Origin of the sequence: Spirosoma endophyticum (assembly GCF_900112365.1) — a bacterium.
Lineage (GTDB): Bacteria > Bacteroidota > Bacteroidia > Cytophagales > Spirosomataceae > Spirosoma > Spirosoma endophyticum.
In genome coordinates, this window is the sequence record NZ_FOLQ01000021.1 from 12,531 (window position 1) to 24,740 (window position 12,210).

Genomic DNA, 12,210 nt, shown 5'->3' on the forward strand with positions numbered 1-12,210 from the left:
ATTAAAATAATCTTAGGGGTATAGCATTAATGAATAGATACTAGAAATAGAATAAATACAATTTATTTATTGCTGTATTCTTTTTAGATAAATTAGGTGAGATGATATAAGTTTCTGCCTTTTATATATCGTAACACTATTATCCACATAGATTATGAACTGGGTTGATACTACCGACTTACGTAGTTGGGCAAATAGAAGGGACTGTCAAGAAACATTACCGCAGTTAGTAAGAAAACTAATTAGAGCGACTTCGAACTCGATCAAAAGTATAAAATTCCCATCTGGGGAAAATGTTCTTATTGGCGGTTGGGATGGCATTCTCGTAGTGAGTGAAGAAACAGATTATTTACCTCTCGGTACTTCTCTATGGGAATTTGGTGCAAATTCGGACACAAAAGGAAAGGCTGATGACGACTACCAAAAAAGGACTGGTAATCCTTTAGGGTTTGATCCTGCTGAAAGCACATTTGTCTTTGTAACGCCAAGATTGTGGAAGAAAGGCGATGAATGGGTAACAGAGAAGAAGAAAGACGGAATCTGGAAAGATATTCGAGTTATCAATGCCGAGATGCTTGAAGAATGGCTGGAAATTGCACCTACTGTAGCAGCATGGTTAGCTACCAAGCATTTAGGTAAATACCCAAATGAGGGGATTCAACCATCAGAAGATTTCTGGGATGAATGGTCAAGTGGACCTAAAATTAACCTTCAGCCTCAAATAGTATTAGGCGGCAGAAGCCAACAGGTCGAAGAATTATTTTCTAGTTTGGACAATCCTGCTTTGACGGCTATTCAAAGCACGTCCAGAGATGAAACATTAGCCTTCATCATTTCAGCGTTTAAAAATGATCCTGATCGAGAAGAAGACTTTTTTGCTAGAAGTTTGATCGTAGACACACCAGAAGCATTTAGACAACTTTCTGTTTTAAAAACACCCTTGATTTTTATAGCTAGGTTCGAAGATGAAGGAATATTCAACCGAGCTATTAGTAATAAACATAATGTTATTGTACCGCTAGGTGCAGATGCCGCTGAAAACTGGAGTGATAAAATAATACTACCTAAAATTGATCGAGATTTATTTGTTAGATCACTAACTGAATCGGGTGTTACAGGAGAATTAGCCGAGAAGTATTCTCGCGAATCACTTAGAAATATAACTATTTTAAGGAGAACTCTTGAGTTTGTTAGGAATATACCCGATTGGGCTAAACCAGAGAATGTATATGATTTAATTCCGGCTCTATTAGTAGGCAGGTGGGACGAAAACTATGAAAATGACAGAGAAATTATTGCCCGCCTTGCTAATATCAATTATGAAGAGTATGCCAAAAAACTGACCCGTTGGCTATATACCTCAGATTCACCAATCATAAAAATTGGCAATACATGGCGGCTTGCTTCACCTTTGGATGCTTGGATTAACGCTTCAAGATACCTAACAAGAAATGACTTTACTTTACTTCAGGATTGTTTTCTTGAAATTTTAGGAGAAACAAATCCAGCCTTTGAACTAGATCCTCAGCAAAGGCATATGGCAGCAATTTATGGTAAAGTAAGGCAATATTCCGGTTGGATAAGAGAGGGAGTATCTCAGTCATTGATTTTAGTTGCATTGTTTGGTAGCCAATTACGCTTCGATTTGCCTGGATCGGCAGAAAGTTGGATAAACCAAATAGTTGCTCGTTTACTAATGACTACAGACTCCGTGCTGTGGAAATCATTTGAGCATAACTTGCCACTGATTGCTGAAGCTGCTCCAAGTGAATTTTTAAGTCAAGTTGAAAACCATTTGAGTTCTGATGACTCACCAGTACGAGCCCTGTTTCAGGAGGAACCAGGTTTCTTAACCGCGAACAGCTATCATACAGGGCTACTTTGGGCGCTTGAGGGTATAGCTTGGCTTCCTGAATATCTATCCCGCTCTTCTCTAGTATTGGCAAAGTTGGCAGCTGTTGATCCAGGGGGAAGCTTATCAAATCGTCCCATAAATAGCCTGTCAGGAATTTTTAAGCCTTGGTATTATCAAACCTTGGCATCTTTTAGTGAACGAGTTGACGTACTGAAATTAATTGCTGATAGAGAGAGAGAAATCGGTTGGATTCTGTTAATGAGGATGTTACCAGAGGGTGGCAGGGATGTTGGAATCCCCAGTCATAAAATGCGTTGGAGAAGGTTTGATGAAACCTTGAATAAGCCTATAACCCACGCAGAGATCTGGAAAATGCATTCAACTGCGGTTGATATTTTGTTATCTGTTTTTGATTCCTCCGAACCGAAACTCGCAAAATTGATTGAACGATCCGTAAATATGGGTTGGGTTGATCGTGACAAAGTATTGTCCTTCATTGAAGCAAACTATACAAGTATTAATCAAACAACATACCAAGCGTGGTACTCTATACGAAGAGTTTTGTCGCATCATCGCTCATTTCCTGATGCTGATTGGGCTTTGCATGTTGATGAGTTAACGCGTTATGAAAAACTGTACAATTTGTTAGCGCCCACAGATGAAGTTATTAAGGTACAATGGATGTTTGATGAACAGTGGCCAAGTTTTGCAGATGGTATTGACCGATTAAAGCTGTCACATGAAGAACAAGAGCAATTAATTAATGATCGTAGGGTTGAAGGGTTAACAAGTATCTATAAGGTGTATGGAATTGAAAAGATTAAGGAATTAAGCATGATCGTTAAAGAACCTATAATCTTGGGTAATGTAACAGGTCAAATAATAGATGATCAACAAGATATTTTGTCAATTGCTGAACTGCTAAATACGGATGATGATACCTTAGACTTCTTCCGTGGGTTCATGTTCAGAATGTCTATTAAAAATGGTATAGAATGGATGTTTCAACTGTACAAGCAGTTAGAAGGATTAGGTTATGCTGATTCTAGATTAGCTTTTATTATTCTACCCTTAAATCAATCTGGGACTGTTTGGAATTTTATTGATAGCTTAAATGAAGAAGTTGAGCACACCTATTGGTCAAAAGTGCATCCCCATTTTTACCATCTTTCTATTGAAGAAAAGATAAGAGGGTTGAATTATCTGCTTGATTATAAGAGATATATAAGTGCAGTGCATGTCTGTGCTCTCTTTGTAGATGAGATACCGACCGAATTACTAGTTAAACTTTTGACAAAGTTGGCTACGGAAAGAGCTGAAGAAAATGTTCGTTTGATGGGATACGAAATACAGCGCTTTTTCGACGTATTAGACAAAAGAGATGATGTTGAACTTCAGACGCTTATTCAGTTGGAATGGCTTTATATTTCTATTTTGGATAATCATGGAAGCGGCAGAAGCACTAAACATCTTCATGATGAACTAAGCCAAAATCCTGATTTCTTTATAGAAGTTTTTAAGTATGTTCATAAGCCTGGTGATGGGTCTGATGAAACCGAGCCAGAAGACTTGTCAGGTGAGCAACTTGAAAACAGGGGTATGCAGGCTTTTAGATTGTTACACTCTTGGAAACAGATACCTGGGATCAATAGCGATGGAAAAATAAACAAAGAATTTCTTGATGAGTGGATTAATAGAGTGAGAGACATAGCGAATCGGTATGGACGTTTAGAAGCGGCAGATAGTCACATAGGTCAATCACTTGCTCAATACAATGAAAATGGGGAGCATTGGCCACCTGACGAAATATGTAGTATCATAGAACAAATTAATACCGACAGTATAAAGGCTGGCTTTTCCTCAGCAACTTATAATAAACGGGGATCATCCTCAAGAGGTCCTTTTGATGGTGGTACTAGAGAAAGAGAATTAGTTGCTTATTTTAACAGATTAGCTGCCTATCAAAGAAACAGGTTTCCCAATGTTGCCATTATTCTAGAAAGGCTTGCAAAAGGCTACGAGCAAGAAGCAAAAAGAGAGGATGATGATGCGGAGCGTAGTAGCCTAGATTATTAAGGAAACCTCACTAAATTTCTGAACTGAAAATTAATCAGTTCAGAGATTTAGTCATTTCTGTTACTATGTAAACGACGGTACAGTCATTAACAGAGGCTGAGCGAACGGATATGGTTGGAAAGGGGATAAAAGGTATCAGCGACAATCAGTAACTTGCTGGCTAGCTCACTGAATGCCCGATGAATGACCATATTGCCTTTTTGGATGAATGGGGAAATAATGGCCTCGACTTTACCAAGCCTGGTGTTTCCACCCATTTCATCGTCACCGCCATCACCTTACGCAAAGAACAGCTTAGTGAGGCTGAAGCTCAACTAGAAGCCGTTCGGAAACACTTCTTTCAAACCGGCCCTATCAAATCAGCCAAAGTAGGCAGCGATGATAAGCGCCGGATCTTGATCTTAAAACAATTGCTGACCGTTCCCTTTCAACTATTTGCTCTTGTCGTAGATAAACGAGAGCTGCGCGGGGAGGGCTTTTATTACAAAGGTTCCTTTTACAAGTTTCTGCATGGTCTGGCCGACCGAGAACTGTACCGGAGCTTCCCCAATCTGGAATTAGTGGCGGATCGACACGGTGACGAAAGTTTTATGCAGGGATTCACCCAGTATATCTATAATCGACACGTGCCCACCCTGTTTAACCAGGCTAGTTTTCGCTTTGTAAACAGCCAAGCAAGTCTTCTCGTCCAGGCGGCTGATTTTGTAGCGGGTACTTTGGCTCGGTGTTATGATGAAACGGTTCTATCATCCGAACGAGCGAGCCTCGTTCAATTGTTGAAGCCTAAGTTACTTACCCTAAAATACTGGCCAGACAAATTTGCTCCCGTGGTAGCCCAGAGCTTGCCCGATCAAGCCCATTACAATGCTGGTTTAGCGGAACTGTGTGTGGGTCTCGGCCAAGACTTTTTGCATCGTAAACTGGCCAGTCGTTCCCCTCAAGAAGTTGACCAGGTTACCTGCTTAAGTTATTTGTTGTTTCACTTCCGCCATGTTGATCCCACTCGTTACATTTCAAGCCGGGAACTAATAGCACACATTGAGGAACGGCGCGGCAGTTTGCCCAGTCTGCACTACTTTCAAACGCGAGTAATTGCTCCGCTCCGGGATGCGGGTGTAATTATTGCTAGCAGCACCAAAGGTTACAAAATTCCCTCGTGTGAAGGCGATCTCTACGATTTTGTTAATCATAGTAATACTATCATTCAACCGCTTTTATCTCGGATCAGCAAATGCCGGGATCGAATCCGTTTAGCCACCGGGGGAACGATTGACCTTTTAGATCGAGAGGAGTATGCAAACCTAAAGCAGTTGTTAGCTGATCCATCGCTGACCTGATTTAGTAGTAATGGGTAGGGGTTACAAACCAGGAACGACCGTTGCAGGTTAGTTACCCCTAAAATATACATGATCTTTTGTTCGTATCAGACTACGAGCGTTTTTACAGCCTCTTGACTTTAGTTTGCGGTTGTAAAATTGCTCTCTACCGAAGATCTTCTATAGCCATAAATTACCATATTATTGAAAATTTATATTCATTTAATCTGGTAAAAATGTATTAGGTATAAAATAGGTTTAATTTGCTTTTTCGTAGGCGCGTAAATCTTATAGCCGTTTTATTCTAAGAATTTAATAAATCATCTTTGATTCCCAAAGGCATTTTATGCATAAATCTTTCCGACGAAAAAAGGAATTCACATCTAAAACCAGACCAATTACACCAAGCTTGTTACTTAAGATAAGGCAAAAATTTATACAAAAGGGATGGGCAATTGAAGATGATCATGAAAATACTTGTTTCCAAAGATACTGCTCCATGATCTCTGGTTTGGTCAATGATGAACAAGAAAATTTCATTTTTGACTTAACAGATAGGTTTTTAACAATAGAAGATCGTGAGTATGAACGATATTTTTTTTACTCGGTAAAGAACTTACTTCGTGCTGTTCAGTGTAAAAATATATATGTAATTCCAATGATAGCTCCTGAAGACATAGGTTATAGTGTTAAAAGTGGCGGGAGGGTTGCGTATCTTCTTAAAGGAACAAAAATTAAAACCTTTTCTGAGTATAAGCAACAGACTATTAAATTATACGAAAATATTGAACGTTTACCAGACGACCTAAGTAAAGATGAAATAATAATATTAACAGATGACTTTATGGGTAGTGGTGATACAGCTATCAAAGCTATAAATCATATATTCAAAATAAAGCCTAATTTAAGATATGCAAAAATAATAATAATTTGTATAGCGGCATTAAGAACGGGTGTTGAACTTTTAGAGTCAAGAGGTATAGATGTATATGCAACTGTAATATTAAATAAAGGCATATCTGATTATTACGAACCCTCTGATAAAATTTTTTATTTAAGTTTAATGGATCAAATAGAAAATAGAATAAAGGCGCCTTACAATTATAAGCTTGGATACAAACAATCGGAAGCTCTAATTAGCCTGATTAGACCCCCAAATAATACATTTCCAGTTTTTTGGTTAGATAATAAAATAGCAAAATCACCCTTTCCTAGATAGACCTAAAATTTATTGTGATATGGATGGTATACCTGATTTATATACGATCTTGCTACTACAAATTATCAAAGTGAATGGTAGCGTAGATAGTTTAGTTAAAATAGGCTATAATTATGCACAAATTGCCGAAGCTATAGTATCACTTAGACAAGGTAATATTATAAAAGGCGTTGAGAATGATATTATTCTTACTGAAGAAGGGAATAAATTACTTAAAACATTAAATAAAAGTGCCAACAGAACTGGAATATCAAAGTGGGTTTCGCCTAAAATGGACGATAAAATAGAACCAATTGGCATATTTGATATATATTTGCCAGCTAAAAAGACAAAGTTAGGGTAGCAGATCAATGTTAGACTTACGCGTGAAAACGCAGGATTGATGAGTCATCAATCTAAGAAGTACCTTACATCGAGCCAAAACCTAATCGTTTATTTGGTAGCAGAGCTACCTGCATAAACGATTAGGTTCCGACGAGAAATCGTCTAGCCTGGTAAACGCCGAAATTGACGATACCTATTGGCACGATACACTACTGGCACGTCAATTTCGGCGTTTACCAGGAAGATGCACAAGCAATGTTTGTAATATTTCTGCTACCCTGCTTTTTATGAAATGGTCAGATTACGCGAGTAAATTAATTGAGGAGGCTATAAAACTTGATTATACAAAGGAAGCTATAGATGAGTATTTATCCTATGCTGAACACCTTCACAGGGCGAAACTTCCAATTATATTTGATCAAATTCATCTTTCTTTTTTAGTTGGATACAAGTATGAATACTTACTAGGAGTATCCAATGCCCCCCAATCTTTTTACAAGATATTTTACATTCCTAAAAAAAACGGTGAGGTTAGGACCATAAGCGAGCCGCTAACTAGTTTAAAAGAAATCCAATCTTGGATTTTGAAAGAAATACTGTACAAATGCAAGGTAAGCTCAAACGCAAAAGCTTATGTGATAGGAAAATCCATAAGAGATAATGCTAGATTTCATAAAAAGCAAAATAAAGTACTTACAATAGATATAGAAGATTTTTTTCCGTCTATAAAAATAAATAAAGTAATAGGAGTTTTTAGAAGAGCTGGTTATAGTAAAGCAGTTTCTACACTACTTGCAAGACTGTGTTGTACAGACAATGGTTTGCCCCAAGGTGCTCCTACCAGTCCAGCTATATCTAATTTAGTAATGTACTATTTAGATATGCGCATATTTGGTTTTTGCAGAAAAAGAGCAATTAGGTATACTAGATACGCCGATGATCTCACTTTCTCTGGCGACTTTGACGATAACGAATTAATAAGTTTCACAAGGAGTATTTTAGAAAGAAAAAATCTATTTATAAATAATCAAAAAACAAGGTTAAGGAAAAGACATCAGCAACAAGAAGTTACGGGAGTAGTAGTTAATGAAAAATTACAAGTTCCTAGAGACTATAGGGAAAGATTCAGACAGGAATTATATTTTATAAAAAAATATGGTCTTGTAGGACACGTCAAACATATCAATGCAGGCGATCCAGATAGATACATTCGTGTCCTAATTGGGAAAGCGAATTTTATAAGCCAAATTAATCCTAATGACACTGAAATAAAAGATTATTTAAAAATTCTTTACACTTTATAAACACTTTGCAATACTTAAGTTATATTATATTCTAGTAAGAATAGGTTGTTAAATATGGGATGAATAGTTTATAGAAATTATTAATCAATCCAATTCTCGAGCCTTACGCCATTCATATTTATAAAGTCTTTAGTATTTCGTGTAACTAAAATTAAATTTTTTATTATTGAAATACTTCCTATAAAAATATCAAAATCTTCAACTCGACGCCCTATTTTTCTTAATTGAGCTTTTTGCTTGGCATATTCTTCCAATGATTGACTAATGGGTATTACTCGCTCTGCAAATGAAGTTCTCAAATTTATTACCCGCTGAAGATTTATAGACCGTCTTTCAAGAGAACTATTTTCAACTCCATACAGTAGCTCAGCAATAGTAATTTCTGATATATAACAAGATTGAAAACCTACTTTTTGAATTTTACTCCCCAAGTCGTACGCGCCTTTAATAAAATGAATACAAATATTTGTATCTAATAAATACTGATTCATAGTTCTATATCGCGAGTTCCGCTAACGCGAGCTGAATAAATTTGATTTACTAGCTCATCGCCAGTTTCCTCTCCATGCCAGCTCCCAAACAAACTATAGAAAAGCTTTTCTTTCTCTTGTTCCGAAGTCTGTACAGGTTCAGACTTCTTTTCTGAAGAAACGGTTATTGTAAGCTCGTCTTCGTTTTTAAAAAGTTCTCGAATAGTCTTCATCAAGCTATCGTTTACTTCATTTGGTTTGATATGATAGGTAGTTTGCATGGTCTTTTTGCCTGTATTTGTGCTTACTGATGCCAATATAACGCTTTTCCATTTTACCCAGTTCTAGCCGATTTGTAAAGCATCACGAACCTAACCTCTGGAGTAATCTGTAAACGGCTTTTCCTTCAAACTGCTTGTTCCGCCTAGTTTGATAATGGGTTTGGTTAAGCTTATCAGCAATTTCAGCATAGGTCATACCTTTACTCCGGTAAAGTGTGGCCAGCTCTGTAGCTTGGACATTCGCTTTATGAGTGACTGCGTTATCGACTCGGATAGATTCCCCTTTTTGAATAGCCTGTAAGGTCAGATTTTCAGGCTTACCCAGCTTAAAGCCTTGTGCCTTCTTTTGTGCCAGGGCTGCGCGGGTACGTTCGGAAGTACGTTCTGCTTCATACTGAGCAAACGTAACCATCATACCCACGGTAAGCGTGTTAGCATCGGGTAGATCACAGGCGACAAAATCAACGCCTGAATCCCGTAGCGTCATTACGAAGGCTATATTCCGGCTGAGCCGGTCGAGCTTTGCAATCAATAATTTCGCCCCCCATTGCTGACAAGCTCGGATAGCTTCCTGAAGCTTTGGCCGGTCGCCCTTTTTGCCGGACTCCACTTCGGTAAATTCCTGAAGAAGCTTATCCCCATCACGGAAATACTGATTCACAATAGACCGTTGATCCCCAAGGCCAAGCCCGGAGCGACCTTGTGATTTAGTGGATACCCGGTAGTAACAAATGTAATTCATATATAATCCTCGGTTCGGCGTTCCGATATCACGTTAAACGGTGATGTTCCACGGCCTGAATTATCAAATATAGTTGTTTATGGCATTTTACGAACGGACGTTTGTAAAATGCCATAAAACGTTGACTAGCCTATTTCGTTTTTAATCCAACGATTGATCCACAGTAAAATAGCGTCTTAGCTTACTTATTAGCTCTACTGCTCTGTGTATGAATGGACCCAAATACGCTGGCCTTATTCCGACTGGGCACCCACCTTTAGTGAATCCGATCCACAGCCTGTCAAACCACTCCACCCATGTACCATCATATTGGAACCCCTAAAGGCTTAATTCCCGCTTATCGGCACATCCAAGACACCCACCGGATCATGTATCTGGAAGGGCACGGTAATTATAGCTTGATCTATATTCAAGGTCTCGCTCAGCCTTTACTGGTGAGTCGAACCATTAAGTATTTTGAACCGGACCTACCCCATTTCATTCGGGTGAGTAAAGCCTTATTGATCAACCCCACTTATATCCAAGGCGTCCACCAAGTACGATCTCGGTCGGTGTCGATTGAGCTAACCAACAAACGGCGTCTGGCCGTGGCGCGTCGTCGAATTGATCAGGTCTTGATCCAATTAGGTGTATTGATTTAACTTGGCCAATTGATTCCTTGAAGGAGAGGGTTTTGATACGGAAAAGAAAGGTACGCTTTAAGCTAAAACTTACCATTATTGCTTCATCATAAATTGTATTTTTCTCATTTATGATGTATAAGGAATCTTATGTTAAGGGAATATTCTAAGATCAAACACCCTATATGAGCCCTGAAAACAGGCCAGATTGTCCTTTGGAAAGGGAAGAAGAGAGCCCAACATTATGTTAATGGAATATCCGTAGATTGGCCCTCTTTATGGCGAGTAAGGGACCGCTAAAAACGGCTTCTGAGTGATCATAAGATTGACTATTCAACAGAAGAATGCTCCTAAAACTCTACTTCACTATGCGATTTAGTTTTACCCTGTTGCTAGCTGTCAGTGCACAGGTAGCCTTTAGCCAAGTGATGCTGAAAACCAATCTATTGTACCCTACTTTGGTCAGGGGAGCCGCCGTCGCTTTGGAAGTAGCCACGCCTAAACATTCCTCAGTCAACCTGTACGCAGCTTTTGGCTCTAATGGTGATTTAGCTTTAGCTGACACATACACATTTCAGAACCTGATTGTTGAAAAACGATTTTACAAAAACTCAGCCAGCTTTTTTCGGGGTGCTTATTGGGCTCCCTATGCTAAATACATGCATCGTCAGATTTACAAAGAAGGCCTTCACGGCTCTATTATTACAACCAGAGGGCGAGATTCGGATGGGCATTCCTTGGGACTAGGTACAGTCGTGGGTTTGCAAGTCCCCAATCGATTCATCAAGCGGACGTTCATCGACGCTTTCTTGGGTGGAGGTTATTTAGCATACTTGTATGAGACCGATGCTAAAAATCCAGGTCAAGGCCGGTTTGGTCATGTCGATTTGCGAGTGGGTTTATCACTTGGTTACCTGTTCTAAGAGTACTATTAGTTATCATAATTGCACTCATATAACTAAGTCAACTTTATATTTTTAGGCCATTTGTATAGAATTCCGGAAAATACCGTTTTTGTTTTCTAATTGTCTCTCGCTTCATCTTACTTGACTAATGGTCATTTCTCAATTAGTAAAGGCAAGCCGACTAGCCATCTTGGTTATCTCAATCGGCTTACCACTTTTCGCCGCGCCAAGCTTAGCTCAGTCGATTGAAAATCGGTTGGTGCTTTTCGGGGATGCTTCCGAAGAATTACCTGCTGATCAAGCAACGCTTCAGGTCAGTTTAAGCTTTAGTGACGAGCGAGACATGAAGCTAGTTTATGAAGAGCATCGAAAAGCCAGACAACAACTGACCGATCTGCTCAAGCAATTAAAAGTTCCGACCACCGCTATTCGTTTTTCTCAGCTACTAACCCGGCGAGGACGCGATAGCTACCGTGGTCAACCTGGCGAGCGAGCGACCAGTTACCAGCGAGTATTAATCAAATTTACAGATCTAGACCAACTGGGAGAAGTTCAACAGGCTTTAACAACGAGTAACTTTAGTGATTTAATCACTACGTTTTCGGTCGGTAATCAACGTCAAGTTGAACTTCGATTAATGGAAAAGGCGATCGAGCGTGCGCAAGAAAAGGCTAATCAAGCTGCCAAAGCTACCTCCCGCACGATTAAGCGGATCGTACGCATCAGCGACGTTGGCGAGAATGAAGGGTTTTACTCGTACCGGGAAAATTTTCGCAATAACCTGCCTCAGAATCAGATCAGTTATGACAATAACGATGCCTTGCGGCAGATGGCCAACATCCCCCAGATATTTCGAATTTCAGCCGTAGTTCGAGTTGATTTTGAATTAAACAATTGAGTACGGATGATATTAGTACTCTTTTATGAATGAGTAATATATGTATCATTATCCGATTTCTAATTTAATTCTCATAACATAAAATCAGTTATAAAACACATCCTCAAAAAATGCTATTGATTAATTCAAAGCTCGAACCGTGCTTTTGTATTTTCCTACGTTTATAAATCTACACTTACCCTACCAAGAATAATTACAGA

11 protein-coding genes are annotated in these 12,210 nt (G+C 38.9%); 8 read left to right on the plus strand and 3 right to left on the minus strand.

From position 1 onward, the window contains the following. Nucleotides 1-154 precede the first annotated feature (154 nt). The 5 genes from BM202_RS29710 to BM202_RS29730 all read left to right on the plus strand — a co-directional run bounded on the left by BM202_RS29710 (nt 155) and on the right by BM202_RS29730 (nt 8,094). Nucleotides 155-3,931: a hypothetical protein gene (locus BM202_RS29710; RefSeq protein ID WP_093833085.1), complete on the plus strand. Its 3,777-nt coding sequence runs from the start codon at nt 155-157 to the stop codon at nt 3,929-3,931. A 179-nt stretch (nt 3,932-4,110) separates the two neighbouring features. Further along, entirely contained in the window at nt 4,111-5,268 is a 1,158-nt protein-coding gene (locus tag BM202_RS29715) for a DUF3800 domain-containing protein (RefSeq protein ID WP_093833087.1), read from the plus strand. 325 nt (nt 5,269-5,593) lie between these two features. Continuing rightward, nucleotides 5,594-6,466 carry a phosphoribosyltransferase-like protein gene (locus tag BM202_RS29720; protein ID WP_093833089.1) on the plus strand — a complete coding sequence of 291 codons (873 nt, stop codon included), beginning with the start codon at nt 5,594-5,596 and terminating at the stop codon, nt 6,464-6,466. Between the two features lie 19 nt (nt 6,467-6,485). After that, nucleotides 6,486-6,809 (plus strand): hypothetical protein, encoded by a 324-nt coding sequence (locus tag BM202_RS29725; protein WP_093833091.1) that lies wholly within the window; start codon nt 6,486-6,488, stop codon nt 6,807-6,809. Nucleotides 6,810-7,077: 268 nt separating this feature from the next. After that, entirely contained in the window at nt 7,078-8,094 is a 1,017-nt protein-coding gene (locus BM202_RS29730; protein ID WP_093833093.1) for a retron St85 family RNA-directed DNA polymerase, read from the plus strand. Between the two features lie 80 nt (nt 8,095-8,174). On the opposite strand, the gene BM202_RS29735 is transcribed toward BM202_RS29730, so the two are convergent. The 3 genes from BM202_RS29735 to BM202_RS29745 all read right to left on the minus strand — a co-directional run bounded on the left by BM202_RS29735 (nt 8,175) and on the right by BM202_RS29745 (nt 9,587). Further along, entirely contained in the window at nt 8,175-8,585 is a 411-nt protein-coding gene (locus BM202_RS29735) for a PIN domain-containing protein (RefSeq protein WP_093833095.1), read from the minus strand. Then, entirely contained in the window at nt 8,582-8,845 is a 264-nt protein-coding gene (locus BM202_RS29740; RefSeq protein WP_093833097.1) for a hypothetical protein, read from the minus strand. The genes BM202_RS29735 and BM202_RS29740 overlap by 4 nt, the downstream gene beginning before the upstream one ends. An 82-nt stretch (nt 8,846-8,927) precedes the next feature. After that, nucleotides 8,928-9,587, minus strand: a complete 660-nt coding sequence (locus tag BM202_RS29745; protein ID WP_093833099.1) for a recombinase family protein — start codon at nt 9,585-9,587, stop codon at nt 8,928-8,930. 296 nt (nt 9,588-9,883) lie between these two features. Between BM202_RS29745 and BM202_RS29750 the strand changes: the two genes are divergently transcribed. The 3 genes from BM202_RS29750 (at nt 9,884) to BM202_RS29760 (ending at nt 12,010) form a co-directional block, all read left to right on the plus strand. Further along, nucleotides 9,884-10,228: a LytTR family DNA-binding domain-containing protein gene (locus tag BM202_RS29750; RefSeq protein ID WP_093833101.1), complete on the plus strand. Its 345-nt coding sequence runs from the start codon at nt 9,884-9,886 to the stop codon at nt 10,226-10,228. Nucleotides 10,229-10,575: 347 nt separating this feature from the next. Beyond that, the gene (locus BM202_RS29755) at nt 10,576-11,130 is read left to right on the plus strand and encodes a DUF3575 domain-containing protein (RefSeq protein ID WP_177236729.1); all 555 of its coding nucleotides are present in this window, start codon (nt 10,576-10,578) and stop codon (nt 11,128-11,130) included. Between the two features lie 130 nt (nt 11,131-11,260). Then, complete coding sequence (locus tag BM202_RS29760) at nt 11,261-12,010, plus strand: SIMPL domain-containing protein (RefSeq protein WP_093833105.1); 750 nt, start codon at nt 11,261-11,263, stop codon at nt 12,008-12,010. Nucleotides 12,011-12,210 lie beyond the last annotated feature (200 nt).

Coding starts and splice junctions, on each gene's coding strand:
- BM202_RS29710 (WP_093833085.1), top strand. CDS start 155: ATGAACTGGGTTGATACTACCGACTTACGTAGTTGGGCAAATAGAAGG.
- BM202_RS29745 (WP_093833099.1), bottom strand. CDS start 9,587: ATGAATTACATTTGTTACTACCGGGTATCCACTAAATCACAAGGTCGC.
- BM202_RS29720 (WP_093833089.1), top strand. CDS start 5,594: ATGCATAAATCTTTCCGACGAAAAAAGGAATTCACATCTAAAACCAGA.
- BM202_RS29740 (WP_093833097.1), bottom strand. CDS start 8,845: ATGCAAACTACCTATCATATCAAACCAAATGAAGTAAACGATAGCTTG.
- BM202_RS29750 (WP_093833101.1), top strand. CDS start 9,884: ATGTACCATCATATTGGAACCCCTAAAGGCTTAATTCCCGCTTATCGG.
- BM202_RS29755 (WP_177236729.1), top strand. CDS start 10,576: ATGCGATTTAGTTTTACCCTGTTGCTAGCTGTCAGTGCACAGGTAGCC.
- BM202_RS29730 (WP_093833093.1), top strand. CDS start 7,078: ATGAAATGGTCAGATTACGCGAGTAAATTAATTGAGGAGGCTATAAAA.
- BM202_RS29760 (WP_093833105.1), top strand. CDS start 11,261: ATGGTCATTTCTCAATTAGTAAAGGCAAGCCGACTAGCCATCTTGGTT.
- BM202_RS29715 (WP_093833087.1), top strand. CDS start 4,111: ATGAATGACCATATTGCCTTTTTGGATGAATGGGGAAATAATGGCCTC.
- BM202_RS29735 (WP_093833095.1), bottom strand. CDS start 8,585: ATGAATCAGTATTTATTAGATACAAATATTTGTATTCATTTTATTAAA.
- BM202_RS29725 (WP_093833091.1), top strand. CDS start 6,486: ATGGATGGTATACCTGATTTATATACGATCTTGCTACTACAAATTATC.